Source organism: Xanthobacter dioxanivorans, assembly GCF_016807805.1.
GTDB lineage: Bacteria > Pseudomonadota > Alphaproteobacteria > Rhizobiales > Xanthobacteraceae > Xanthobacter > Xanthobacter dioxanivorans.
This window is the reverse complement of the sequence record NZ_CP063362.1, coordinates 2502666-2528506: the sequence shown is the minus strand read 5'-3', so window position 1 is coordinate 2528506 and position 25841 is coordinate 2502666. Positions and strand designations below refer to the sequence as shown.

Annotated in this window: 18 protein-coding genes and 1 tRNA gene; 11 read left to right on the top strand and 8 right to left on the bottom strand. The window is 66.3% G+C overall.

Annotation, left to right across the window (positions count from 1 at the left end):
* Positions 1-91: 91 nt before the first annotated feature.
* The gene (locus EZH22_RS11910; RefSeq protein ID WP_203195818.1) at positions 92-976 is read right to left on the bottom strand and encodes a hypothetical protein; all 885 of its coding nucleotides are present in this window, start codon (positions 974-976) and stop codon (positions 92-94) included.
* 54 nt (positions 977-1030) lie between these two features.
* Here EZH22_RS11910 and EZH22_RS11905 point away from each other — a divergent pair, with 54 nt between their 5' ends.
* A complete protein-coding gene (locus EZH22_RS11905; RefSeq protein ID WP_203195817.1) occupies positions 1031-2503 on the top strand; it encodes an LA2681 family HEPN domain-containing protein in 1473 nt (490 codons plus the stop codon).
* Between the two features lie 411 nt (positions 2504-2914).
* Here the strand turns inward: EZH22_RS11905 and EZH22_RS11900 are convergent, their stop codons facing one another.
* From EZH22_RS11900 to EZH22_RS11885, 4 genes are all read right to left on the bottom strand, one after another.
* Complete coding sequence (locus tag EZH22_RS11900) at positions 2915-4402, bottom strand: UvrD-helicase domain-containing protein (protein WP_203195816.1); 1488 nt, start codon at positions 4400-4402, stop codon at positions 2915-2917.
* Positions 4403-4634: 232 nt separating this feature from the next.
* Complete coding sequence (locus EZH22_RS11895; RefSeq protein ID WP_203195815.1) at positions 4635-6368, bottom strand: ATP-dependent nuclease; 1734 nt, start codon at positions 6366-6368, stop codon at positions 4635-4637.
* Between the two features lie 17 nt (positions 6369-6385).
* Positions 6386-7552, bottom strand: coding sequence for a hypothetical protein (locus EZH22_RS11890; protein ID WP_203195814.1), 1167 nt, complete (start codon positions 7550-7552; stop codon positions 6386-6388).
* Between the two features lie 524 nt (positions 7553-8076).
* Positions 8077-8153: transfer RNA gene (locus tag EZH22_RS11885), tRNA-Arg, on the bottom strand.
* Between the two features lie 842 nt (positions 8154-8995).
* On the opposite strand from EZH22_RS11885, the gene EZH22_RS11880 reads away from it, so the two are divergent.
* Positions 8996-9715, top strand: coding sequence for a HugZ family pyridoxamine 5'-phosphate oxidase (locus EZH22_RS11880; RefSeq protein WP_203195813.1), 720 nt, complete (start codon positions 8996-8998; stop codon positions 9713-9715).
* Positions 9716-9920: 205 nt separating this feature from the next.
* Positions 9921-11534: a phosphoenolpyruvate carboxykinase gene (locus EZH22_RS11875; RefSeq protein WP_203195812.1), complete on the top strand. Its 1614-nt coding sequence runs from the start codon at positions 9921-9923 to the stop codon at positions 11532-11534.
* A gap of 87 nt (positions 11535-11621) precedes the next feature.
* Here the strand turns inward: EZH22_RS11875 and EZH22_RS11870 are convergent, their stop codons facing one another.
* The gene (locus EZH22_RS11870) at positions 11622-12038 is read right to left on the bottom strand and encodes a MucR family transcriptional regulator (RefSeq protein WP_203195811.1); all 417 of its coding nucleotides are present in this window, start codon (positions 12036-12038) and stop codon (positions 11622-11624) included.
* Between the two features lie 547 nt (positions 12039-12585).
* Here EZH22_RS11870 and msrB point away from each other — a divergent pair.
* The 8 genes from msrB to rsmA all read left to right on the top strand — a co-directional run bounded on the left by msrB (position 12586) and on the right by rsmA (position 23578).
* Positions 12586-13041, top strand: a complete 456-nt coding sequence (msrB, locus tag EZH22_RS11865) for a peptide-methionine (R)-S-oxide reductase MsrB (RefSeq protein ID WP_203195810.1) — start codon at positions 12586-12588, stop codon at positions 13039-13041.
* The gene (locus EZH22_RS11860) at positions 13031-15127 is read left to right on the top strand and encodes a S9 family peptidase (protein ID WP_203195809.1); all 2097 of its coding nucleotides are present in this window, start codon (positions 13031-13033) and stop codon (positions 15125-15127) included. The genes msrB and EZH22_RS11860 overlap by 11 nt, the downstream gene beginning before the upstream one ends.
* 210 nt (positions 15128-15337) lie before the next feature.
* Positions 15338-16513: an LPS export ABC transporter permease LptF gene (gene lptF / locus EZH22_RS11855; RefSeq protein WP_203195808.1), complete on the top strand. Its 1176-nt coding sequence runs from the start codon at positions 15338-15340 to the stop codon at positions 16511-16513.
* A complete protein-coding gene (lptG, locus tag EZH22_RS11850; RefSeq protein WP_203195807.1) occupies positions 16510-17610 on the top strand; it encodes an LPS export ABC transporter permease LptG in 1101 nt (366 codons plus the stop codon). The genes lptF and lptG overlap by 4 nt, the downstream gene beginning before the upstream one ends.
* Before the next feature lie 74 nt (positions 17611-17684).
* Positions 17685-20162 (top strand): LPS-assembly protein LptD, encoded by a 2478-nt coding sequence (locus EZH22_RS11845; protein WP_203195806.1) that lies wholly within the window; start codon positions 17685-17687, stop codon positions 20160-20162.
* Between the two features lie 496 nt (positions 20163-20658).
* A complete protein-coding gene (locus EZH22_RS11840; protein WP_203195805.1) occupies positions 20659-21567 on the top strand; it encodes a SurA N-terminal domain-containing protein in 909 nt (302 codons plus the stop codon).
* Positions 21567-22715, top strand: a complete 1149-nt coding sequence (gene pdxA, locus EZH22_RS11835; RefSeq protein ID WP_231711435.1) for a 4-hydroxythreonine-4-phosphate dehydrogenase PdxA — start codon at positions 21567-21569, stop codon at positions 22713-22715. Before EZH22_RS11840 ends, pdxA begins: the two co-directional genes overlap by 1 nt.
* Positions 22712-23578 carry a 16S rRNA (adenine(1518)-N(6)/adenine(1519)-N(6))-dimethyltransferase RsmA gene (rsmA, locus tag EZH22_RS11830; protein WP_203195804.1) on the top strand — a complete coding sequence of 289 codons (867 nt, stop codon included), beginning with the start codon at positions 22712-22714 and terminating at the stop codon, positions 23576-23578. The genes pdxA and rsmA overlap by 4 nt, the downstream gene beginning before the upstream one ends.
* A 298-nt stretch (positions 23579-23876) precedes the next feature.
* On the opposite strand, the gene EZH22_RS11825 is transcribed toward rsmA, so the two are convergent.
* Together EZH22_RS11825 and EZH22_RS11820 are read right to left on the bottom strand one after the other, a co-directional pair.
* Positions 23877-24239 carry a RidA family protein gene (locus EZH22_RS11825; protein WP_231711434.1) on the bottom strand — a complete coding sequence of 121 codons (363 nt, stop codon included), beginning with the start codon at positions 24237-24239 and terminating at the stop codon, positions 23877-23879.
* Between the two features lie 70 nt (positions 24240-24309).
* On the bottom strand, positions 24310-25725 hold the full coding sequence (locus EZH22_RS11820; RefSeq protein WP_231711433.1) for a pyridoxal phosphate-dependent aminotransferase: 1416 nt from the start codon (positions 25723-25725) through the stop codon (positions 24310-24312).
* Positions 25726-25841 lie beyond the last annotated feature (116 nt).

The window sequence follows — 25841 nt, the reverse complement described above, 5'->3', positions numbered from 1 at the left end:
CAAATCATCAACCTGCTTCGTCGGCCTGCCTCCGTTGGATGAAGAAGCGGCGATGCTCTCACCATCATCACCGGCCCCATAGCCTCTTCCCCTACGCCCTGGCGCTACCCACGCAGTGCGGACAGGTGGGATCGGCGGTTCGCTCCGTGCGGTGGTGCATGAATGGGTTCTTCAGCACCCTGGGATGCGAGTGTCCGACCACCATCTCGGCAGGAATGTCCCGTCGCAAGATCACCGAGAAATCGAGGGCCGGCGAGAAGGTCTCACCCATCACGAAAACCCGGGTCCACTCCTGCAGCAGATGCCGGGCGAATTCTCGACGCGTTTCCTCCGGTACCCAGTCAAAGGGAAGGTCGACTTCCACCACGGTCGGCGTCCCATACCGCTTCAACGCGCGGTGAGCGCCCGAGCCGAGCAGGCACTGAAGCCACTCGCTACCAAAGAGGAGGTAGTGGCCGCTATGGTCGAGCTGCGGCCGCTCATCGGCGCAGACATAGAGCCGTCCGGTGTCGCGCTCTCGATCGTCGAACCCGGCGATTATCGCCTCGATCTTCTGGCGCATCCATGCCAGGTCATCATCCTCGGCCACCAACCGGCGCGCCAGCGCTTCGAGCTCCGCCGGGTCGTTGCGCCGCAATCCCTCTCGATGGAAGACGCCAGCGTCCGGCACGCGGCAGCCATGGAAGGTCAGTAGCTTCGCCTTCGCTAGGTCATCGGCCAACCCCTCGATCAAAGTCTCCACGCTCGGCTGTACATGGCGCTCGAGAGCGTCCAGCCAGCCGCTGTCGTCCCAGCAGAGATCGAGCTTTCGCTTTTGGAGACGGGCCTTGCCGCCCGGCCGCCACTCTCTTTCGAGCCACGTCTCCAAGGCGCCGAACCAGGTGGTGCGGTCCTGCCAATGGACCCGGCGGCCCCGCCAGACTTCGGCAGAAGGCGTCGGCGCCTCGACGTCGGAAAGATCTGATTCGCCGTCCATGACTCATGGTATCGCAGACGCGATGCGCGTCACGACATGCCCGAGAGAACAACTATGGCAGACTTCGAGAACAGCCCCGATCTCACCAAGCTGATGACCATCGACCCGACGTGCCTGTCCGACAACGATGCGATGACCTTGGCCGCCCTGTTGGTGGACCTCAGTACCGAAGCCGCGAGAGCCGGAGGCTTGGACCGAGCTGAGGCCGTGCTAACGAGTTTAGAGGTGCGTGATCTCGACCCGGCCCATCGTGCGCGCTGGCACTATTTCACCGCCAACCTCTGGAGCACTCGACGGCATCAATCGCTGACCCACCAGACCTGGACCTGGCGTTCGAACGAAATCGACCAGGAACTGCTGGCGCTCCGGCGCGCGGTGGCGAGCGAGGGCTTCGAAAGTCTCGGCCTGATCCAGCGCGCCCAGGCGCTTACCAACCTGGGCAACATCCTCAACCACATCGGCCGGTTCGTCGAAGCCATTGAGGCATGGGACCGAGCGCTCGCCCTGGTCCCGAACATGGCCATGGCCAACGGCAACCGCGGCATCGGCCTTTCCCACTATGCCGCCGGCCTGCATGACCCCGGCCACAACTATGTCCTTGCTGCCGCCGCGCACCAGGCCTTCCGCCGTGCGATCGACCCCAATGCCATCATCGAGAGCGATGGGCTCGAACCCGCCCTGGACTACTTCGCGAAACACGCCCAGGCACTCGACGCGTACCTGACCGCCAACCCCGTCGAAGTGGACCTTCATGGCCATTCCCTGGGCCGAGGACGTCGCGAACGCGAATATCGCCGCTGGTGTCTGGCCCGTCGACTCTTCATCAACCCACTAAATGACGCCGCCCCCTTCGAGATCGCGGCGCGCGACGTGATGATGCTGCCTTCCATCACGGTCGTCGGCTTGGACGGCGGCCCCGGTCCGCCGCCGGTTATCGCCTACTTCAACCTGATGAAGCAGGAGTACGCGGCGGCCCGTTTCGCTTGCTGGGAGGGTCTAACTGCCAGCGGCGTCCACTTCGCCGACCGCGGCGTGCAAGTCTACAACACCCTGGACTATCCGGCCGTCGGCTTCGCAGTCGAGCGTCTGAAGATGGCGTTCCGCGGTGCATATTCGATCTTCGACAAGGTTGCCTTCTGCCTCAACACCTACCTGGGTCTCGGCCATCCGGAGCGGCAGGTCAGCTTCCGGAACCTCTGGTTCGTGAAGGGCAGGGGCAAGGCGCTCCATCCCAACCTCGACGGGCTCGCCAACTGGCCGCTCCGCGGGCTCTTCTGGCTGTCGAAAGACGTGTTCGAGAACGACTTCAAGGACGTCACCGAGCCGGACGCCCAGGCGATCTACGAGCTACGCAACCACCTGGAGCACAAGTTCGTCAGCGTCCACGACATGTTTCTACGAGCTGTCTCGATCTCACCCTCCCCAAGACAGCGCCCGGCATCTTTGACCTCTCCTTCGAAGACCTCGCCGCCCGCACCGGCCGCCAACTCAAGCTCGCTCGGGCCGCGATCATGTACCTCACGCTAGCGATCCACGCCGAGGAGCGGCGGCGGGAAGCCGAGCGGCCGCCCGGCGCGAGCTTCCCCATATCGCTCGACACTTGGGACGACGCCTGGAAGCGGCGAGACTGAACCCATGGCCAAACCACTCGTCGATTCCGCCGCGATCCGCTCTTTCTTCGCCTGGAGTGTCTGGAATTCGGCCGGCATACGGTACGTGCCTGCAGGGGTGCGTTTTCCAAAAGCCCCCTCGATTCGGTGAATACGGACGAACGATAGGTTGTGCACGCTATCCGGACCTGGTGCGAGGACATCGCTCCGGCGTTTGCTCGTAAACCGCAGGATATCGCCCGATAATGAGCGTCCTCGAGTTCTACCACCTCCTGCGTCGACGCCCGATCGCCCAAGGAATTCTTACGGTGATGCGTTGCATCGACTCCTACGACTGCTTCTCTGATCGCTTTGGAATCGGAACACGCGTCACAAGCCCGACCGCTTCCAGTGCAGCGCGCGATGCCTCGAATTCGGCGGCGGGCACGCCCACCCACAAGAGGTCTCGAGGTCGAGTGACTGCGACATAGCCGATGCGGCCGATCTCGGTCGCCGTGCCGGCCAACATCCCGTCGAGATGGGCCTTGGTGACCACATACAAAACTGCGTCCAGGGTCTCGCCCTTGGCACCGTGAACGGTGTCGACCCGAAGTGGCTTGATTGCATCGGCCTTCACGGCTGAGACAGGCGCCGGCGGCAACGCCTTGCTGCTCAGCCGCATGGCGAGATTTGCGGCGGGTTGGAGTCCGGAGGCCGCCGTGATCAGGTCAAGCAATGTCGTTACGCTTGATCGAAGCGCGGGAAGCCACTCGGTGTCGGCCCGAAGGTGTGCGCCGGGTAAGCCGTCACCGGACCGAACGAAATTCCAGACGAGCCGCCGGAGCGGACGCAGCTCCGGATAGCGTCGAGGGTCGGCTAGGTGACTGGCCAGGCCTTCTGGTGGGTTTCCCAGCAGCGAGTGCTCCAGAGCCTCGGCAACGAGCCGGAAAGTTTGGTGGAAATCGCCCTTGACGTCGCGCATGGCAGCCGCCTTGGCAAGGGTCTTCACTGCGCCCGATCCGACAGAATTGCCGCCCCCGGAGATGGTCTCGACGAGAGCCGATGCTCGGCAGAGCACAGCGCAGCGATCCGCGTCGAGACCGCAAGCAGTTATTGCGTCGCGGAAGGCCGCGATCAGGGTCTCGATACCGTTCTCCGCGTAAGGCACGGCATAGGCCCCGGCAGGCGGCGCGCGATCCTCGCGGTGGGTCTCGCCCGTCTCCCCGGAGAGCTTGCGGGCGACGGCCGTGATCGATGGGATCGATCGATAGTTGCGAGTTAACGAAAACGGCGAAGTCGAGTGGCCGCGAAGATAGGTACCGTCCGCGCCAGCGTATTCGTAGATGCCTTGGTGGGGGTCGCCGACCAGCGTCACGGACGAACCGGCCCTGGCGAGCAGGGTCAAGATCGCCTGCTGGGCCGAGCCGACATCCTGAGCCTCGTCGATTAGGATCTCCGGATAGCGATGAGAGAAGGCCTTGAGCAGTTCGCGCTCGGCGGCCAACGTGCGGCAGCACCAGTAGCGTCCGAGCTCGTGCGTATATGCTCCGACCTTGCCGAGCCGCTGCACGAGATCGACGGTTTTGGTCTTGTCGAGAGATCGCTCGTTGCCGAATACGTCCGTAAAGAACTCGAACCGCGACTGCACCACCTTGGTGCGAATCTTGTCGACAGTAACCGGCGGGCTCCCTTTGGAGAGGGGCGGCAGCCGAAAACCCGTTAGAAAGGGCTCCGTTCCCGACACGAGGAAGGCCGCCCTCGGCGCTTGCATCACCCGATAGGCATGGGGGCGAATGATGTTGGCGGTGATGAAACCGTCGATAGTGTCGATTTCCACGCCGGAGCCAATCGAGACCGCCTCAGACTCGCACAGCTTGGCGAAGTCGCTCCGGAAGGTGTCGACTGCGATGTTGGAGAATGACAATAATGCGACGCGGCCGGGGCGGCGGCTCAGACGGCGGCGCAGCGGTGAACAGCCGTCTGCGTTTTGCCGCTGCCGGCGCAGGCAAGCACAGATAGCGGTCCCAAATCCGCAGCTATGACAGCAGCCTGTTGGGCGGAGAGCTTGCTCATGCCTCCGGCACCTGACAGGCATGGGCGATGGCGTCTAAAATATACTTCGGGACCTTGTGGCTCGCCGCAGAGTTGACCAGCGCTTGAGCGAGCGCCTGTCCAAAGCGCCCCTTCTGCACGTTGTTCTGAGCGCGCTCGAACATGCCGGTGAACAAGGCCTTGGCCTTTGCAGCTGCATCGCCAGCCCCGCCGACCGTCGTCGTCAAGTCGGCGCCAATCTGCGGATGGATGTCCCTCAACGCCGCAAGCATTGTCGAGACATTTTCGGGTTCCAGCGCCAAGTCGTACTCCAACGTCTTCTGCCCGTGGAACACGCGGACCAGACTGTCCTGCAGCTTCTTCATCTTGGCCGTGTTATCCGAGACCGTCACCACATCGTCCGCGGCGGGATAGAGCGCCTTGCCGTCCTGGTCGACCGGGTCGGCGTCGGTGATGACCGCAACAGGTATCTTCAGTGCTTTCTCCCCGAACAGCGGAAGGAAGCAGTCGAAATTCAGGCCCTCGACGCTGATCAGGCTTACCCCGTGGTCGCGCAGTTTGTAGCCGGCGCGCTCGGCGAGTACGCTGACCAGCATGAGTTCCGCCGCGCCTTCGACGAGGATAATCCGCCGGGCGAAGAAGATCTCGGCCCGGGTGACGTCTAGGTAGCGTTGCAGCTTCTCGCGTTTACCCTTGTCGAAGGCGATGGCGCGCGGCTGAAACGCCTCGACATGCCCCCCATGGTCGACGAGGCAGACCAAGGTGTTGAGTTCGGCGATGCTGGCGAAGTTCGGCGAGTGGCTTGTGACGAATATCTGCACCGGCTTTTCGCCGTCGACAGTCTTCTGAATGTCCGACAGGTAGCGCAGCAACACAGCCTGCAGCTGAGGATGCAGATGTGCCTCCGGCTCTTCAATAATCAGGCCACGGTAGGAGGCGTCGGTGTTCTTTGCCATCTCACTCAGAACGACCGCCATGAAGATCAAGTTGTTGAACCCGAGGCCGTTCTGGTCGATCTCGAACTGATCGACTGAGATTGATAGGCGCGCGGCCAAGCGCTGGAAGTCGCTGGCGCTAAGTCCGATCTCCAGGGCCTGCGCGAGCTGTTCGCCGAGCATTGACGCATGGCGGCCGGCGATGGCCTTCTGGGTTTTTTTGATGGGGTCTTGCGCCTTCAGCGACTTGTCGAGCTCGACCAATGCAGTGTTGACCGCCTCGCGCCCCTCGTCGTCCGTCAGGATCTGGAGCAGGCGGGCAAGTTGGCTGCCGCGGCTGGGCCGCAGGCCTTGGGAGGCATCGCGCAGCGCTGGTAGGTAGACGCCGCGTAGGTGCTCCGCCATTTCTGTCGTCAGCCCATTCTCGCGATGCTCGCCGCACCAGCGCTTGGCCTGCAGTCGCCCACCTTTGTCAGGCTCGCCGTAGCCGACTGAGAAATGAGCTTGCATGGCGCCGTCCGGACCAGGCCGGATCGCGGCCATGAACTCGGCTTCGTCGTCCAGGTTGAGATTGGCGAAGATGAATTCGAAGAGGATGCCCCCCGACGGTTCCCCAGCTTTTGGGTGATGTATGTCCTCGATGTTCAGACGCGGATAGGGCTCATCGATGCCGCCGAGCAGCGCCCGCAGGGCGTCGACGACAGCGGTTTTCCCGGCGTTGTTCGGGCCCACGAGAATGTTCAAGCCCTTCTGGAACTCGAAGGTGACGTCCTCGAGTTTGCGGAAATTCACGATCCGCAACTTAGCGAGATGCACGCGAGTCCTCCAAACAACTACCGGGCGATGTTGATCTCGTCGACGGCTGGAAGCCAAGCCGCGAACACTTCGCCTGTGGCTATCCAGCGGAAACCAAAGGGCGTCGCCATCAACGTGGCCGCGACATGGTCGACGGCTTCGAGCTCAGTATCCCAAAGACCATGTTCCTCGATCTCGGCGATGAGACCGTCGAATTGATCAGCGTCCGTCAAGGCGACGATTAAAGGCTCGAATCCGGCCGTTGTGGTCGCGGTCAGCAGGTCAGGTGCGATATCCAATCCTGGCCCTAGATACGCCGCGACCATTTTCCCGCCCAGCCGGTCGTTGATCCGGCTCTGGCGCTGATAAGCGGCGTCAACCTGAGGACCGGGCGCGCTTCCCGATATCGAGAACACGCCCTCATCGGAAAGCTCGATCGTCCATGGCATGGGCGGGTTGGCGCTGAAACGGCCGACAATTGTCCGTGCAGGTCGATAAGACTCGACCACTCGCCGTTGGAACTCGTTTAGGAGCTCGAAGAACCAAATAGCGATCTGCAATGCCGCAAGAAGCTGCTCGTAACTGACCACGATCGGCTGGCCGCCGTTCCGCCGCCTCAGCCTGAGCCCGCCCTGCACCATGATGTAGTCGGCATGAGCCATTGCGTTGCGGACATCGTCTCGGAACGCTAGTTCGAGAACGCGCGCCAGACCCGGCATACCGATTGCTGCCGCGGTCTCGGCTAGGCGGCGGAACATCGCGTTGGCGTTTGGACCAATAACTGCTCGAGGCTGATGGCGGACTCGCACCAAGTCCTGGAAAGGCCACATATTCCAAGGCTTGAGTTGCGCGATCAGCATCGTGTTCAGCAAGCCCTCATAGACACCGCCGGCTTCTGCAAGCTGAGCATAGAGGCAGAGCACCTGCCGGAGCTCCGCCCGATTCAGGGGGGCGCCCTTGCTGCCGAGCGCCTTCAGCTCTCCGAACACTTCGTGGGCTGTGACTGCCGTATTCCAGCCTGCGTCCTGCATGCCCCGGAACTCGGCGGACGTTGCCGCCGCAGTGTCGATCTCATTGATACGCCCCGCAAACGCGAACAGGTATGTCAGCTGCGTGTTGAGCGCCCGCAGATATGCTTCCGATTCCATCGACTCAGGCCTGTCAGCGCAATGACACGGATCGTAACCGAGAATGATCTCGGCCATCATAGATCCTTCAGATGAGCGCCCGCCAGCAGACATTCCCATTGTCAGCTAAAGGTCATTCCCAGCGGAGTCCGTCAGGCGCCAACGCGCCAGGAGGGGACGTTGGCTCGTTTCCTGCTAGCCGACATTTGATGGGGATAGCGCAACGAGCCGGTTGCGGTGCTACGGTCCCAATGTACCATCATCGGTCTCGCACAATGGCTGACCGACAGTACAGCTATGAAGACGCGGCGCTCAAATGATCGAGATATGATCGAGATCCAGTCGATCCGATGTCAGGTAGCTAGCCGCTGATAGGCTCTCCAAAGCCACCGCACGGCCTACCGACCTCGTGGCACGGAAGAGACCGTGGGAGCCAGGGGCGCCAAGCCGCGCGTCTCATACGTTGTCGAATTTTGGAGAAAACAGGATTCGAATGCAGGTAGGAGCCGCTTTTGACCCTGCCAAGGCGGCCAATCAGCTTTCAGCGCGAGGACAAAAACGTGCTCCTGCCACTCAAACGCTAATACAATTTTTAATTGAAATGGCGCACCCGACACGATTCGAACGTGTGGCCTCCGCCTTCGGAGGGCGGCGCTCTATCCAGCTGAGCTACGGGTGCCTGCTGCTTACGCAGTGCTTACTCGGATTTCCTGCGAAAGTTAAGTTCCACGAGCCAACCCTCACAAGCCATTGAATTCAAAAACTCTTTTTTCACACTTTTCACATCGGCCGGCTTGACACGTGCCTTCGGAGGGCGGCGCTCTATCCAGCTGAGCTACGGGTGCCTGCTGCTTACGCAGTGCTTACTCGGATTTCCTGCGAAAGTTAAGTTCCACGAGCCAACCCTCACAAGCCATTGAATTCAAAAACTCTTTTTTCACACTTTTCACATCGGCCGGCTTGACACGTGCCTTCGGAGGGCGACGCTCTATCCAGCTGAGCTACGGGTGCCTGCTGCTTGCGCAGTGCTTACTCGGATTTCCTGCGAAAGTGAAGCCCTCGGCCCACGCTCGCAAGTCGTTGAATTCAAAAACGCTTTTCTTCACACTTTTCGCACCAGCCGGCTTGACACGTGCCTTCGAGGGCGACGCTCCATCCAGCTGAGCTACGGGCGCACGGCGCCGGGACGCCGGTTCGGTCTTCATATCGGATGCTTCGGCGGGCGGCAACTGCCCGTGCTCGCGATACCCCCGGCGCAGTCGCAGGCCCGTCCGCGCCCGCGCATGGCCCGCGCATGGCCCGGGTGACGGCCCGGGTGACGACCCATTGCGCGCAGAGCTGAACGCCCCTGCCCCGCGCACGAAAGCCGCAGGCGCCGATGCTTGCATAAGACCACGCTCCGCCCCAACCTGCCGCTCCGCGACGCGCAAGCCAGATCCGCCCGGACGAAGCCGGGCGCGTCATCGCCACGCCGATCGCCCGCGCCCACAGGCCGGGCCACTCGAACTGGAAGACGATGCGATGACCGACCCCGCCGCCGTGACCGCCGTCCGCCGCCTCATCCGCGAAGCCCGCTTCGGCGCCCTGGCGACGCTGGAGGCCGAAGGCGGCCCCTATGCATCGCTGGTGGCGATCGGCACCGATCCCGATGGCCGGCCGACCCTGCTCATCTCCCGCCTCGCCCGCCATACCCGCAACATCGCCGGCGACGCCCGCGTGTCGCTCCTCGTCTCGGCGGCCGGGGCGGCCGATCCGCTCGACGCGCCGCGCGCGAGCCTCGTCGGCCGAATCGCGCCGGCGGACGAGGCCCAGGTGCGCACCCGCTATCTCGCCCGCCACGCCGCCGCGGCCGGCTATGTGGATTTCAAGGACTTCTCCTTCTTCCGCGTGGAGATCGAGAGCGCCCACCTGGTGGAGGGCTTCGGCCGCATCGTCGACGTGCCCGGCGCCGAGCTCGTCACCGCCTGGGACGATGCGGCGGAGCTTGCATCCGGGCAGGACGGCGTGATCGCCCACATGAATGCCGACCATTCCGACGCCGTCGCCCTGTACGCCACGGTCCTGCTCGGCGCCCCCGAAGGCGCATGGCGCATGGTGTCGGTGGACCCCGAGGGGTGCGAGATCTCTTGCGGTGACCTGATACGGCGCCTCGACTTTTCGCAGCGCAACACAAGTCTTTCCGCAGTGCGCAAAGAGCTGGTCGCGCTGGTGCACGCAGCCCGCGAGCAGAAGACCGGCTGAACTTAAACGTTTCGCCGGTGTTTCCTTGTCGAACATCTGCCGTTAGCCTGCTGCGCCGGCGGCAGGGTGCGGTTAAGATGCCCGCGCCGGCGCGCGCCCCGAAGTCCCTGGAACGGGTCCGCGGGCTGGCGCGTTCGCTGCGTGCCAAGGTTTTGGCCTTACCTTGTGCCGGCGAAGCCGGCGGGAACATCAGGAGGGGACATCCGTGCTCGAAACCGGTCACCGGAACAGCGCCTGCGGCGCCGACAGCTTCGGGTTGAAGCATCTGACGGCGGTTCATTGGAACCTGCTCGAACCCGAGCTCTACGAGCATGCGCTGGCGCACCGGGAAGCCCGCCTGTCCTCCGGCGGCGCGCTGGTGGCGCAGACCGGCGCCCATACCGGCCGCAGCCCCAAGGACAAGTTCGTGCTCCGCGACGCCACCACCGAGAACGAGGTCTGGTGGGACAATAACGGCGCCATCTCGCCGGAGCAGTTCGAGACGCTCTACCAGGACTTCCTGAAGGCCGCCGAGGACAAGACCCTGTTCGCGCAGGATCTGTATGGCGGCGCCGACCCGAGCTGCAACATCAAGGTGCGCGTCTACACCGAGCTCGCCTGGCACTCGCTGTTTATCCGCACCATGCTGCGCCGGCCCGAGCGCGCCGAGCTCGACGGCTTCTTGCCGCAGATGACCATCATCGACCTGCCGTCCTTCAAGGCCGACCCCGCCCGCCACGGCGTGCGCTCGGAGACGGTGATCGCGGTGGACTTCGCCCGTGGCATCGTGCTCATCGGCAATTCGTCCTATGCGGGCGAGATGAAGAAGTCGGTGTTCACCGCCCTCAACTACATCCTGCCGAAAAAGGGCATCATGCCCATGCACTGCTCGGCGAACGTAGGCGCGGCCGGCGACGTATGCCTGTTCTTCGGGCTGTCGGGCACCGGCAAGACCACCCTTTCCGCCGATCCCAACCGCACCCTCCTCGGCGATGACGAGCACGGCTGGAGCCCCGAGGGCGTGTTCAACTTCGAGGGCGGCTGCTACGCCAAGACCATCCGCCTGTCCGCCGAGGCGGAGCCGGAGATCTTCTCGGCCTCCAACCGCTTCGGCACCGTGCTGGAGAATGTGGTCCTCGACCCGGTCACCCATGTGCCGGACTTCGACGATGGCAGCCTCACGGAGAACACCCGCTCCTGCTATCCGCTGGCCTTCATCCCCAATGCGAGCCCCACCGGCCGCGCCGGCCAGCCGAAGAACGTGGTGATGCTCACCTGCGACGCCTTCGGGGTGCTGCCGCCCATCGCGCGGCTCTCGCCGGCCCAGGCCATGTACCATTTCCTCTCCGGCTACACCGCCAAGGTGGCGGGCACGGAGAAGGGCGTGAAGGACCCGGAGGCCACCTTCTCCACCTGCTTCGGCGCCCCGTTCATGCCGCGGCATCCGTCCGTCTACGGCAATTTGCTGCGCGACCTCATCGCCGAGCACGGCGTGGACTGCTGGCTGGTGAACACCGGCTGGACCGGCGGCAAGTTCGGCACCGGCCGGCGCATGCCCATCAAGGTCACGCGCACGCTGCTCACCGCCGTGCTCGACGGCTCGCTGAAGACGGCGTCGTTCCGCACCGATCCCTATTTCGGCTTCCAGGTGCCGACCTCCGTGCCCGGCATCGAGCCGCACATCCTCTATCCGTCCAAGACCTGGGCGGACAAGGCGGAGTTCGACGCCACGGCGCGCCGGCTGGTGAGCATGTTCCGGGATAATTTCACGCGGTTCGAGAGCCACGTGGATGCCGCCGTGCGCGATGCCCAGCCGCAGGTTCGCATCGCCGCCGAATAGGGCCCTTCCGGGGCCGATGGGAGCCGACACGAAAAAGCCCGGCGCCGAAGCGCCGGGCTTTTTGGCTTTCGGCGGGGCCGGGCGCGCTCAGGCGCCGCGGCGGCGCTGCTGGCCGAGGCCCATCTGCTTGGCGAGGGAGGAGCGCGCCGCGGCGTAGTTGGGGGCGACCATGGGATAGTCGGCCGGCAGGCCCCACTTTTCGCGGTACTGCTCCGGGGTCATGTCGTAGTGGGTGCGCAGGTGGCGCTTCAGGGATTTGAACTTCTTGCCGTCTTCCAGGCAGATGATGAAATCCGCCATGACGGACTTCTTGATGGGGACGGCGGGCTTCAACGGTTCGGCCGCCGCTTCCGCCGGGCCGACCGAAAGGCGCTGCAGCGCGGCGTGAACATCGTTGATGAGCGCGGGCAGGTCGGCCGTGGCAACCGTATTGTTGCTCACATAGGCCGAAACGATGTCCGTCGCGAGCTCGATGAAAGGGGTCGTTTCCGGGATTTCGCTCATGGGACGTGCTTTGCTTGGTTCGTGAAATTTCGCCGAGGAGACCCGGGCGGAGCATCATTCATCCGGCCGGCGACATGGCTGGCCGGAGAGAGCAATGTTTTCTATCTGAAAAGAAAGCAGGTCCACCCCGCGTCTCGCTGACGCGGCCGCACCCTGCTCCCAGCCACCCGTGAATCTTGCACCTCTTGCCCGACACAAGCCTCGCAGCAAATCGATGCCTGAGGTGCTTTGACTGTATTAGTTTCCGCAAGCCAAAATTGCAACCAGCATTTCCGCCGGCACCATCTCTTCTTCGCTGCTCTTGGAAGGACGGCGCGGCCGGCAGCCGGATCCTCGCCGCACGGCGGCCCGCCACCGAGAGCGCGATCCGCGCGAATTGAACCGATTTGCCCGGCGAACCGCCCTCCGGCCCCAAGACGGATAAGGCGGCCCGACCAGCGCGCGATGCGCACCGGCCGGCGCGGGCTCTGACGGGATCGCACCGCCGCCTTGCCGTTGCCATGGGGAGTTCCTACCTGTCTACGATATCCGAACCGGGGACCTATCCATGCCCAACCCTGCCCCTTCTCCCGCAGTGCCGCCGGCGGACCAGGCCAAGGTCGTGAAGAGCGAGGCCGAGTGGCGCTCCTGCCTCACCCCCGAGCAGTTCAGGATCGCCCGCGAGCGCGGCACCGAGCGCGCCTTCACCGGCCCCTACTGGGACGAGAAGCGTCCCGGCCTTTATTCCTGCGTCGCCTGCGGCACCCCGCTGTTCCGCTCGGAGGCCAAGTATGAATCCGGCACCGGCTGGCCGAGCTTCTTCTCGCCGGTCTCGCCCGAGGCGGTGGTGACGCACGAAGATACCTCCCACGGCATGCGCCGCATCGAGGTGCGCTGCGCCAACTGCGACAGCCATCTCGGCCACGTCTTCCCGGACGGGCCGGCGCCCACGGGGCTGCGCTTCTGCATGAACGGCACCGCCCTGTCCCTCTCGCCCGACGACGGGGACGCCCGTGGCGCCTGAGCCACCCCGCGCGCCGCGCCGCCCTTCGAGCCGCACCGTCCACGCTGTCACCCTCGCCGACGACTATGCCTGGCTGCGCGCCGACAATTGGCGCGCGGTCATGCGCGACCCGGCCGTGCTCGACGCCGACATCCGCGCCTATCTGGAGGCGGAGAACGCCTATGCGGACGACTTCCTGGCGCCCCTCGGCGGGCTGAAGGGCGACCTGGTCGCGGAGATGCGCGGGCGGATCAAGGAGGATGACGCCTCCGTTCCCACCCCCGACGGTCCGTTCGCCTATTATTCGCGCCACCGCGAGGGCGGCCAGCATCCGCTCGCCTGCCGCAAGGCGCTGCCGGACGGGCCGGAGGCCGTGCTCCTGGACGGCGACAGGGAGGCGGAGGGCAAGGCCTATTTCCATTTCGGCGGCTGGCATCACAGCCGCGACCACCGGCGCCTTGCCTTCTCGGCGGACACCTCCGGCGCCGAGCTCTACACCATCCGCGTCCGCGACCTCGGCACCGGCGCCGACCTGCCGGACGTGATCGAGGAGAGCACCGGCGACCTCCTGTGGAGCGCCGACGCGCGTGCCCTCTATTATATCCGGCGCGACGCCGAGCACCGCCCGTCCAAGGTCTTCCGCCACGTGCTGGGTACCGATGCGGCGGACGACGTGCTCGTCTACGAGGAGCCGGACAAGGGCTTCTTCGTCTCCCTCGGCGAGACCCAGTCGCACGCCTTCGGGCTGGTTTCCTGCGGCGACCACGAGACCTCGGAAGTCCATCTGCTGGACCTCGCCGACCCGGACGCCCGGCCGCGCTGCGTCGCCCCGCGCACGCCCGGCGTGCGCTACGAGGTGGAGCACCACCCCGATCTCGACGGGCAGGACAGCCTTGTCATCCTCACCAACGCCGATGGCGCCGAGGACTTCAAGCTGGTCACCGCCCCCACCGCCATGCCCGGCCGGGCGCACTGGCGCGATCTCGTGCCCCACCAGGCCGGGCGGATGATTCTCTCCCACAGCGTCTTCTCCGGCCACATGGCGCGGCTCGAGCGGGAGGCGGGGCTGCCGCGCATCGTCATCCGCGCCCTCGCCGGCGGCGGCGAGCACGCCATCGCCTTCGACGAGGAGGCCTACGCCCTCGGCCTCCATCCCGGCTTCGCCTTCGACACCACCGAGGTGCGCTTCACCTACGCCTCCATGACCACCCCCTCGGAGGTGTGGTCCTACGACATGGCGAGCCGGGCACGCGTCTTGCTGAAGCGGCAGGAGGTGCCCTCGGGCCACGACCCGGCCGACTACGTGACCCGCCGCATCTTCGCCCGGGCGGCGGACGGGGAGAGCGTGCCGGTCTCCCTTCTCTACCGTCGGGACACGCCGCTCGACGGCGTCGCGCCGCTGCTCCTGTACGGCTACGGCGCCTACGGCATCACCATTCCGGCCGGCTTTGCCACCAACCGCCTGTCGCTGGTCGACCGCGGCTTCGTCTATGCCATCGCCCATGTGCGCGGCGGCACGGACAAGGGCTGGCGCTGGTATGCGGACGGCAAGCTCGCCCACAAGACCAACACCTTCACCGACTTCATCGCCGCCGCCGAGCATCTGGTGGCGCAGGGCTTCACCCGCCCCGACCGCATCGTCGCCCATGGCGGGTCGGCCGGCGGCATGCTGATGGGGGCGGTGGCCAACCTGCGGCCCGATCTGTTCGCCGGCATGGTCGCCGAGGTGCCGTTCGTGGACGTGCTGACCACCATGCTCGACGACACCCTGCCCCTCACCCCGCCGGAATGGCCCGAATGGGGCAATCCCATCGCCGACGCGGACGCGTTCCGGCGGATCCTCGCCTATTCGCCCGTGGATAACGTGCGCCCGCAGGGCTACCCCTCCATCTTCGCCCTGGCGGGACTGACCGACCCGCGCGTCACCTATTGGGAGCCGGCCAAATGGGTGGCGCGGCTGCGGGTGGCGGACACCGGCGGGCAGCCGATTCTCCTGCGCACGAACATGGACGCCGGCCATGGCGGCGCGGCGGGGCGCTTCGACCGGCTGGACGAGGTGGCCCTGGTCTACCTGTTCGCGCTGAAGACCGTGGGGCTGGCGGGCTGAGGCCCGCCGGCGGCGGATCGATGCCGGCACGCCCTTCCCCGCACGCGGGGGCGGGCCTCCTTCGCGCCCGGCCATGGCCGCCGGCCTCGGAACGACGCCCTGCCATGACCCTAGGTCATTTGCGCGCCGCCCCGCTTCCGGCTATCCAGTGCGCGCCTCCCTGCGGAGGCATGCGCGAGAGGGGCGGCTCCACGCACTGAGGCAGCTTTGATGGGCCGTCTGGATCGCTACATCTTCTCAACGGCTGCGGTCGCGTTCGTCGGTGTCGTGGTGGTGCTCGCGGGCATGATCTGGGCAACCCAGGCCCTACGCCAGCTCGACCTCGTCACCAGCCAGGGCCAGACCATCATCGCCTTCGTGGCGATCACCAGCCTCACCATGCCCACCCTGGTGCTGGTGATCGCGCCCGCGGCGCTGTTCATCGCCACCGCCTACACCCTGATGAAACTGAACGGCGACAGCGAGATCGTCGTCATGGCGGCGGCCGGCATGAGCCACTGGCGGCTGCTGCGGCCGCTCACCCTGCTCGCCGTGCTGGTCTCGCTCTTCTGCGCCCTGCTCGCCATCCAGGTGGTGCCGGCGAGCCTTGCCACCTTCCGCGAGCAGGTGACGAAGGTGCGCGCGGACGTGGTGTCCTTCGTCGCCCAGCCCGGGCGCTTCGTGAACCTGTCCCAGGGCCTGGTGTTCCACGTGCGCGAGCGCGCCGCCAACGGGGTGATGCGCGGCATCTTCATCAACGACGCGCGCGAGAAGGAAATCTCCACCTACCTCGCCGACCGCGGCCAGATCATCGACAACGACGCCGGCATCTTCCTGGTGCTGGAGAACGGCTCGATCCACCGGCGCGGCGGCGACGACGACAAGAAGAAGTCGTCCAATTCCTCGGTGGTGGAGTTCCAGCGCTACGCCTTCGACCTGTCCTCCCTGGCGCCCGACAGCAAGGGCCAGGACATCAAGCCGGTGGAGCGACCCATCGCCTACGTGCTCAACCCGCCGGCCAGCGACATGTATGTGCGCTTCTTTCCCGGCCGCTACCGAGAGGAATTGCACAAGCGGCTGTCGGCCGGGCTCTATCCGTTCGCCTTCTTCGCCATCGCCGCCTGCGCCCTCGCCCGCCCGCGGACCACGCGCCAGAGCCGCGGCGCGGCGCTCACCGCCATCATTCCCGCCATGGGCCTGGTGCAGATCGGCAACTTCGCCATCGCCGGCCAGCTGAAGACGCAGGTCGCGGCGGTGGTGCTCATCTATGCCCTGCCCATCGTCACCATCATCATCTGCGCCCTGATCCTGCAGGGCATCATCCGCATCTCGCCGCCGCAGGCGCTGACGAACCTCGCGGAGAGCATCAGGCAGCGCTTCGCGCGGCGGGCGGCGGCCTCCTCATGATCGGGCGCATCCTCGGCCTGTACTTCGCCCGCCGGTTCGCGAGCGCGGTGGCGGTCATCTTCCTCTCCTGCGTCACGCTCATCATGCTCGTGGACTTCCTCGAGATGGCGCGGCGCACCGCCGAGCGCGAGCAGGTGACGGTGAGCCTGCTCGCCCTCGTCACCCTCTACCGCGCGCCGGCCTTCACCGAGCAGCTGCTGCCCTTCGCGGTGCTGTTCGGCGCCATCGGCACCTTCGTGATGCTCTCCCGCCAGCTTGAGCTGGTGGTGGCGCGCGCGGTGGGGCTGTCGGTCTGGCAATTCATCACCCCGCCGGTGCTGGCCGCCTTCCTCATCGGCGTCTTCGCCACCTGCGTGTTCAATCCGGTCTCCGCCGATTTCAAGGAGCGCGCCAACCAGATCGAGGGCGAGATCTTCGCCTCCAACCCGGTGGCGGCGGCCTCGCTGACCCAGGCCAAGAAGGAGTTCTGGGTGCGCCAGCAGAGCCTGGACGGCCAGGCCATCATCCAGGCCCAGGCCTCCCGCCTGGGCGGCCGGACGCTGTCCGGGGTGGTGGTGTTCGCCTTCGACAAGGCCGACCGGCTCGTAGAGCGCGTGGAGGCCAAAACTGCAACCTTGAGCGATGGTGCATGGATTCTTACCGACGCCCGGGTGCTGGTTCCGGGCTTCGACGTGCAGTCCTATAGTACCTACCTCATTGCCACGAATCTCGATCCGCGGCAGGTCCAGGAGTCGCTGATCGCCCCTGAAACCGTGTCGTTTTGGCAACTTCCCGCGGCTATTCGCAGTGCAGAACAATCCGGCTTCGGCGCGGAAAAATACCGCCTCCAGCTGCAGAGCCTTCTGGCACGGCCGTTTCTTCTGGTGGCAATGGTCCTGATTGCCGCGGTGGTGGGCCTGCGGGTGTTCCGCTTCGGCGGGGTCGGCCAGACGATTCTCGGTGGCGTGCTGGCGGGCTTTCTGCTTTATGTTGGGACAAAGCTCGCCGAGGATCTCGGGGAGGCAGGAATCGTTCATCCTGTTGCTGCAGCATGGTTTCCTGCGGTGACGGGGATTTTGCTGGGGGTATTGGTTCTGTTGCATCGGGAGGACGGATGACGGTTGGGCTCCCCCCCGTCGGAGACAGGATCGGACAAGGCCCGCGCACCGGCGTGCGCGGGAACGGCCGGTTCATGCCTGCGACCGCCCTCGTTCTCGGCATCGCCCTGGCCGCCACCGCGCTTGCCGGCGCGACGCCTGCTGCGGCGCAAAATTCCGGCGTCGTGGGCTCGACCAATTCGGGCACGTTCGGCGCGCAGCCCTCGGGCGCGTTCGGCGCCAACGTGCTGAACGCCCGCAAGCTCGACCCGAACCAGAAGATGCTGGTGACCGCCGACCAGCTCGAATACGACTACCAGAAGGACACCGTCGCGGCGGTCGGCACGGTCCAGATCTATTATGACGGCTCGACCCTCGAGGCGAACCGCGTGGTGCTCGACCGCAAGGCGAACACCATGTTCGCCCAGGGCAACGTCCGGCTGAAGGACAAGGACGGCAAGATCGTCACCGCCGAGACCCTGCAGCTGACCCAGGACTTCAAGCAGGGCTTCATCGATTCCCTGCGCCTCGACACCCCCGACAAGACCCATTTCTCCGCCGCCCGCGCCGACCGCACGGAAGGCAATGTCACCGTGTTCCAGAACGGTACCTACACCGCCTGCGAACCCTGCAAGGACGACCCGTCGAAGCCGCCGCTGTGGCAGATCAAGGCCAAGAAGATCATCCACAACGAAGATCAGCAGATGATCTACTACCAGGATGCCTGGGTGGAATTCTTCGGCATGCCGGTGGCCTACTTCCCGTATCTGTCCTCGCCGGACCCGACGGTGAAGCGCAAGACCGGCTTCCTGATGCCGGAATTCTTCTCCTCGACCCAGATCGGCCAGGCGGTCGCGCTTCCGTTCTTCTGGAACATCGCGCCCGACCGCGACCTGACGCTGACCCCCGGCTTCGTCACCCAGCAGGGCCTGCTGATGCAGGGCGAATGGCGCCAGCGCCTGGCCAACGGCAGCTACACCATCAGCGCCGCCGGCATCTCGCAGGAGAACAAGCAGGATTTCATCACCACCTCCAACGGGGTGACCGAGGTCCTGCCCGGCTATCGCGACAACCGCGGTGCCATCCAGTCCACCGGCGCCTTCGCGCTCAACCAGTTCTGGACCTTCGGCTGGGATGCGACCGTCGCCTCCGACCGCACCTTCCTGCGCGACTACAACCTGATAGGCGACACGGTCACCACCAAGACCTCCACCGCCTACCTCACCGGCCAGGGCGACCGCTCCTATTTCGACGTGCGCGGCCTCTATTTCCTCGGCCTCGCCGTCACCGACGACCAGGATCGCCAGCCGGTCGTGGGAACGCTCAACTACAACAAGGTGTTCGAGAAGTCCTTCTGGGGCGGCGAGACCACCTTCAAGACCAATTTCACCAGCCTGACCCGCCAGGAAGCCGACTTCATCGGCATGTCGGCAGTGGATTCCAGCATCGGCGCCGTGGGCATTCCCACCGGCGCGTGCACCATCGCCAACCCCACCTCCAGGGAATGCCTGCTGCGCGGCGCGCCCGGCGATTATACGCGCCTGTCGGCGGACCTGTCCTGGCGCAAGACCATCACCGACTCGCTCGGCCAGCAATGGACGCCCTTCGCCAGCGCCCGGGTGGACGTGGCCTCGGTGAATGTCAGCCAGCTGCCGTTCAACTACGCCTATGGCCCGACCTTCCCCGGGCAGAACCCGCTCCAGCCGGGCAGCGACGACCTCATCCGCGCCATGCCGGCGGTGGGCCTCGACTACAAATATCCGTTCATCTCGGCGGAGAGCTGGGGCACGCAGACCATCGAGCCGCGCGCCCAGGTCATCATCCGCCCGAACGAGGCCGATATCGGCAAGTTCCCGAACGAGGACGCGCAGAGCCTAGTGTTCGACGATACCAACCTGTTCGAGATGAACAAGTATTCCGGCTATGACCGGGTCGAGGGCGGCAGCCGCCTCAATCTCGGCGTCACCTATTCCGCCGCCATCAACGGCGCCGGCCTGTTCACCGCGGTGGTCGGCCAGTCCTACAACCTGTTCGGCAAGAATTCCTACGCCTATGGCGACATGGCCAATACCGGCCTCGAATCGGGCCTGGAGACCAGCGCCTCGGACTACATCGCCAAGTTCGGCTATTCGCCCACCAAGAACCTCGAGATCGTCACCCGCTTCCGCTTCGACGAATCGAGCTTCTCCATGCAGCGCTTCGAGCTGCAGGGGCGGGCCGAGATCGACCGCTTCAACGTGGCCGTCACCTATGGCCGCTACGAGCCGCAGCCGCTGCTCGGCTTTTACGACACGCGCGAGGGTATCTACACCAACGCGTCGTACAAATTTAACGACAATTGGGCGGTGCGCGGCGCCGTCCGCTACGATTTCGCCGGCGGCGAGGTGGACTACACCCTGCTCGGCCTGAGCTATATCGACGACTGCTTCACCCTGGCCCTCAACTACATCTCCGACTACACCCTGAACGGGCCGTCCGCGCCGCCGGTGAGCAAGGTGATGTTCCGCATCGGGCTGCGGACCCTGGGCGAGGGCGGGTTCTCCACCTCCTTCGGATCGGAAAACTCGCAATAGCCTGCCGCCACCACGCCGGGCGCCCATCGCGCGGCGTGGTGTTCATTCGGGTGGAGCGCGGCCCGCCGCTCTCGACCCCTCCGCTCGCGGCCACTCCGCTCACGGTTTCGTGCTCACGGCACCCTGCTCACGAGCTGGTGTTGGCCACCTCCTTGTCCGCGGCCTTCTCGTCCGCCGCCTCCTTGTCCGCCACCTCTTAATCCGCGGCCCCTTGTTCGCGTCTCTTGTTCGCGGCCTCTTGCTCACCGCCTCCTGTTCGTGCGTGTTGTCCGCCAGCGGCGCCCGCCGGCGGATCGCGGGCTTGGCCCGGCCGCCGGCTCCGCGCTATGGTCGTGCGCGCCTTCCGCAGGAAGAGGTCCTGAGGCAGCCGCACGGCCGTGCCGGCCTGCCGCGACCGGCACGCACGGTCATGTGGCCCATGCCCGAGGGAGGGCGGGGGCCGCATTGCCGCCACAGGAGGCGAACACAAGTCGTCGCGCGACCTTCGGACTGGATCATGCCCTTTCGCCACTCGTTCCTTTTCGCCTTCACGCTCCTCCTCACCGCCCTCGGCGCCGGCGCGCCCGCGCGCGCGCAGCAGATCCTCGTGATCGTGAACGGCGACCCCATCACCAGCTATGATGTGACCCAGCGCCAACGCCTGTTCGAGGTGTCGGAGCGCAAGACCATCAACCCCAAGCAGGCGCTGGACGACCTCATCGAGGAGCGGATCAAGATCCAGCAGGCCTTGCGGCTGAAGATCGACGTGGACAAGGAGGAGATCGACCGCATCTACGCCACCATGGCGAAGGGGCGCGGGCTGACCCCTCAGGAGATGAGCGAGACGCTGAAGCGGGTCGGCCTCGACGACCGCATCTTCAAGCAGCGCCTGGTGGCCAATTATGTCTGGGACCAGTATGTGCGCTCGCGCTCGGTCACGGTGAACGTGCGCGATGCCGAGGTCTTCGCGGCCCTGCAGAAGCGGGGCGAGACCCAGCTGGTCTCCACCGAATACACCCTGGTGCCCATCATCTTCACCGTGCCGCGCAATTCGAACGCCCACGGCGCCCGTCTCCAGGAGGCCACCGGCGTGCGCGGCCGCTTCACCGACTGCGAGGCCGGCATCGCCATGGTGAAGGGCATGAAGGAGGTGGTGGTGCGCCAGCCCGTCTCGCGCCTCTCCTCGGAAATGCCGGCCCAGCTCCGGCAGATTCTCGACAAGACCGAGATCGGCCGCCTCACCCCGCCGGAAGTCGGCCAGTCGGGGGTGGAGACGTTCGCCATGTGCGGCAAGCGCGAGGTGCGCGGGGAAAGCTCGCAGAAGCGCGAGATCAAGGACGAGATCGCGACCGCGCAGTTCGCCGCCGAATCGAAGCGCTTCATGAACGACCTGAAGAAGCAGTCGCTGATCGAATATCGCCGTTGATGGCCATGCCCAGACCTTCGCCGACCCCTTCGCCTGCCCCTTCGCCCGCCGCCCTTTCCGCGCACAGGTCCGGCCCCAGATCCGCCCCCCTGGTCCTGTCCCTCGGCGAGCCGGCCGGCATCGGCCCCGACATCGCCCTCGCCGCCTGGGCGCGCCGCGCCGCCGTCGAGGTGCCGCCCTTCCTGGTGGCGGGGGATCTGGATGTGCTCGCCGCGCGGGCGCGCCAGCTCGGCCTCGCGGTGCCGCTGGTCGCGGCGGCGCCGGAGGAGGCGGCCGGGCGCTTCGGCGAGGCCCTGCCCGTGTTCCCCGCCGGCCCCTCCGCCACCGCCACGCCGGGCCGTCCCGACGCCAGCTCGGCCCCCTGCGTCCTCGCCAGCCTCGATGCGGCGCTCGGCCTCGTCACATCCGGCCGCGCCGCCGCTTTGGTCACGAATCCGCTGGCGAAATCGGTGATGTATGCCGCCGGCTTCGCCTTCCCCGGCCACACCGAATATCTGGCCGCCCGCGCCGCGGCCGCCGGCCTGCCCGCGCCGTATCCGGTGATGATGATCTGGTCGCCGCTGCTCGCCGTGGTGCCGGCCACCATCCACATTCCCTATCGCGACGTGCCCCGGCAGCTCACCTACGACCTCCTGGTGGAGACCGGGCGCATCGTGGCGCGCGACATGGTGCGGCGCTTCGGCATCGCCCGGCCGCGCCTCGCCTTCTGCGGCCTCAATCCCCATGCGGGCGAGGACGGCACCCTCGGCAGCGAGGACGAGAACGTGGTGCGGCCGGCCGTCGCCGCCCTGCGCCGCGAAGGCATCGAGGCCACGGGGCCCCTGCCCGCCGACACCCTGTTCCACCCCGAGGCGCGCGCCGGCTACGACGTGGCGGTGGGCATGTATCACGACCAGGTGCTCATCCCGGCCAAGACCCTCGCCTTCCACGAGGGGGTGAACGTGACCCTCGGCCTGCCCTTCATCCGCACCTCGCCGGACCACGGCACGGCCTTCGCCATCGCCGGCACCGGCCGCGCCGATCCGTCGAGCCTGATGGCGGCCCTGCGGCTGGCCCGGCGCCTCGCCGACGCGGAAGACGGGCTGCGCCGTCAGGATGGGCCCGATCAGGAGAGCCGCGACCAGGGCCGCAGGGCGGTCCCGGCGTGAGCGCCCTCGACGACCTGCCGCCGCTGCGCGACGTCATCCGCCGCCACGGCCTCTCGGCGCAGAAGTCGCTGGGGCAGAACTTCCTCCTGGATCTCAACCTCACCGGCCGCATCGCCCGCGCCTCCGGGCCGCTGGAGGAGGCGACCGTGGTGGAGGTGGGTCCGGGACCCGGCGGGCTCACCCGCGCGCTGCTGGCCCTGGGCGCCCGCCGCGTCATCGCCATCGAGCGCGATTCCCGCTGCCTCGAAGCGCTGGCGGAAGTGTCCGCCCACTATCCCGGCCGGCTGGAGGTGATCGCCGGCGACGCGCTGAAGGTGGATGTGCGCCCCCTCATCGGCGACGGCGAGGCGCGGATCGTCGCCAACCTGCCCTACAATATCGCGACGCTGCTGCTGGTGGGCTGGCTCTCCAGCGAGCCCTGGCCGGCGTGGTTCTCCTCGCTCACCCTCATGTTCCAGAAGGAGGTGGCGGAGCGCATCGTCGCCGCGCCGGGGTCCAAGGCCTACGGCCGCCTCGCCGTGCTGGCGGGCTGGCGCACCACGGCGCGCATCGCCTTCGACGTCGCCCCCTCCGCCTTCGTGCCGCCGCCGAAGGTCACCTCCTCGGTGGTGCATCTCGTGCCGCGCGCCAGCCCCCTGCCCTGCGCCCTGTCGAACCTGGAGAAGGTGACCGAGGCCGCCTTCGGCCAACGCCGCAAGATGCTGCGCCAGAGCCTGAAGTCGCTGGGCGTGGACACCGCCGCCCTGCTGGCGACCGCCGGGGTGGAGGAGACCGCCCGCGCCGAGGAGATCGACGTGGCCGGCTTCGTCGCGCTGGCGAACACGTTTGCCGCCCTGCGCACCGGCGCCCGCCCCGCCGCCTGAGCGCGGGAGTGTCCGGCGCGCCACCCCCGCCCCGAAGGCGGCGGAGCGCCTTTCCGCGTCGCGGTGAAATAGGGATCAGCCTCCCGGCCCTTGGCCTGGAAGGCGGAATCAGGGCGCCCCTTCTGGAAAACCAGATTACCGCCGCCATGGACGAGCACCGGGCTCCGTGCCGGATGCCGTTCGAAAGTGCCCGCGAAGACGAGGCGCGTCACCGCGAGCGTCGTCTCGCCAGGCCAGCCGACCCGCAACCCGGCAGGGGCGCGAGCCGCGCCGAGCACGCATTACGAATAATTCCCCTTCATTTCTCGACGACGGCCACGAGCTGGATCTCCACGCAGGCATTCCCCGGTAAGGTCGCGACGCCAATGGCGGCCCGACTGCCGATTCCGGCCTGGCCGAGTTCCCGGTGAAGGTAAGCGGACGCGAAGTCCGCGATCCGGGAATGCGCTTCAAAATCATCGGCGGCCGCGATGAAGACCGTCAGGCTCAGAACGGCGGCGATTCTCTCCGGGTCCTGGATCACGCTGCGCGCCGCCGCGAGGGCGTTTGCACAGGCCAACTCGACCATGTCCCGATAGAAGTCTGGCGGATGCCGGGACGAGACTTGTCCCGACGCAACGAGTTTTCCGTCGCGGCGGGGCGTCATGCCGGACGTGAACACGAGGGATTCGTGGCGCCGCGCAAGAACGTAGTTTCCCTGCGGGCGGATCTCGGCCGAAGGCGCCGCGCCGTCACCCCTCATAGCGGGCGACCAGTTCAATCATGCGGTCGACCGCGGCGGCGGCGGCCGCATGATCCTGCGAAAAGTTCAAGCGGATGAAGGCATTCAGGTTGGGACCAAATTCGGTTCCCGGCGTGACGATCACCGAAGCCTGGAAGCGCAGCGCTTTCACGAAATCGGCCGGCGCGAGGGAAAGGCGTGGAAGCTTCGGAAAAAGATAGCTTCCCGCGTCGGGGGTCCTCGCCGCAAGACCGGCCCCCCACAACCTTTCGAGCAGGTCGTTCCGGATCGCCTGATGCAGCGCGATGCGCTTCTCCATCCAGCCCTTCGGTTCGGCAAGCCAGCCGCGGAGCACGGACTGATTGTAGCCCGAGGCGCGCAGCGAAACGATCGCCTGCAGCTTCTCCATGCGCTCGATGATCCGCGGCGACCCGAAAGCCACCCCGAGTCGGTATCCGCTGAGCGACTCCGTCTTGGACGGCCCCATGATCGTGATGACCCTGTCGGGGTCCACCTCGACGGCCCGCAGATGTGTGTAGGTGGTGCCGGAATAGCGCAGCCGCGAATAGAGCTGGTCTACGATCACGGTCGCCCCGTAGCGCTCGGCGAGCGCGGCGATGGCGCGGATCTCGGCGTCCGAATAGACGGCGCCGGTGGGGTTGTTGGGATTGGAAAACACGAAGGCCCTTGCGCCCCTTTTAAAGGCATCCTCCAGGTCTCCCAGATCCAGCCCGGCGCCATCGGCCTTTTCGAGGAACGCCAGGCGAACAGGCATGATCTCGCCGTCGAGGAAGCGCACGAGCTTGCGATTGGCGAAATAATCGGGCTCGACGATGGCGACCTTCTCGCCTGCCCCCACCACGGACGCCACGGCCAGAAACAGGGCGCCCTGGCTGCCCGGCGTCAGGATGAGGTCCGTGTCCGCCGAAACCGGGGCCCCGGTGAAGGCCGCCAGCCGCGAGGCGAGGCCGGCGCGGATGTCGGCGCTGCCTCGATACTCGGTATAGGCCTGCCTGCCGCCGGCGTGGACGCCTGCGACAAAGGCATCCAGCGTTCCCGGCGCCGGCAGGAACGCGTCCACGTCGCCGTGGGAAAAATCCACCTCGCGGCCGGGGATCGGATCGCCCGAGAACACCGGCTGCGCCGCCGCCCGCTCACGGACTTCTTGGCCAGGGGCGTTGTCCGTCGCAAGGGAGGCGAACTTGCTTTCCATTTTATCCATATCGGAGCTTTCCCGCCTTGGAGCGCGATCCGGGCGACTTGAATCCATTCGCCCGGTGAAGCGCCCTCCAAATCGTTGATGGAGAACGCGCGACCCGATCAGCCTGCGATGCAGGCCGATCGGCGCGTGCTCCAGGTTCTTCCACGGCTTTCGAGGCCCGCCGCGACAGCCGGTCCGGCTCCGGTCCGGGTGCGGCGCCGGCAAGGCGCCCCCGCGGCGAAAGCCCGGAGCGGCGGGCCGGATCCGTGTTCCGCCCGGCCGCGGCGCGCCTCGAAAGCACGACGCATGAAGGCCTGCCCCAGGTTGGTGGGGGGGCAGGT

Bases quoted from the DNA above. Each gene is read 5' to 3' on its own strand.
- EZH22_RS11910 (WP_203195818.1), bottom strand. From the start codon at position 976: ATGGACGGCGAATCAGATCTTTCCGACGTCGAGGCGCCGACGCCTTCT.
- EZH22_RS11905 (WP_203195817.1), top strand. From the start codon at position 1,031: ATGGCAGACTTCGAGAACAGCCCCGATCTCACCAAGCTGATGACCATC.
- EZH22_RS11890 (WP_203195814.1), bottom strand. From the start codon at position 7,552: ATGGCCGAGATCATTCTCGGTTACGATCCGTGTCATTGCGCTGACAGG.
- EZH22_RS11880 (WP_203195813.1), top strand. From the start codon at position 8,996: ATGACCGACCCCGCCGCCGTGACCGCCGTCCGCCGCCTCATCCGCGAA.
- EZH22_RS11870 (WP_203195811.1), bottom strand. From the start codon at position 12,038: ATGAGCGAAATCCCGGAAACGACCCCTTTCATCGAGCTCGCGACGGAC.
- msrB (WP_203195810.1), top strand. From the start codon at position 12,586: ATGCCCAACCCTGCCCCTTCTCCCGCAGTGCCGCCGGCGGACCAGGCC.
- lptF (WP_203195808.1), top strand. From the start codon at position 15,338: ATGGGCCGTCTGGATCGCTACATCTTCTCAACGGCTGCGGTCGCGTTC.
- lptG (WP_203195807.1), top strand. From the start codon at position 16,510: ATGATCGGGCGCATCCTCGGCCTGTACTTCGCCCGCCGGTTCGCGAGC.
- EZH22_RS11845 (WP_203195806.1), top strand. From the start codon at position 17,685: ATGCCTGCGACCGCCCTCGTTCTCGGCATCGCCCTGGCCGCCACCGCG.
- EZH22_RS11840 (WP_203195805.1), top strand. From the start codon at position 20,659: ATGCCCTTTCGCCACTCGTTCCTTTTCGCCTTCACGCTCCTCCTCACC.
- pdxA (WP_231711435.1), top strand. From the start codon at position 21,567: ATGGCCATGCCCAGACCTTCGCCGACCCCTTCGCCTGCCCCTTCGCCC.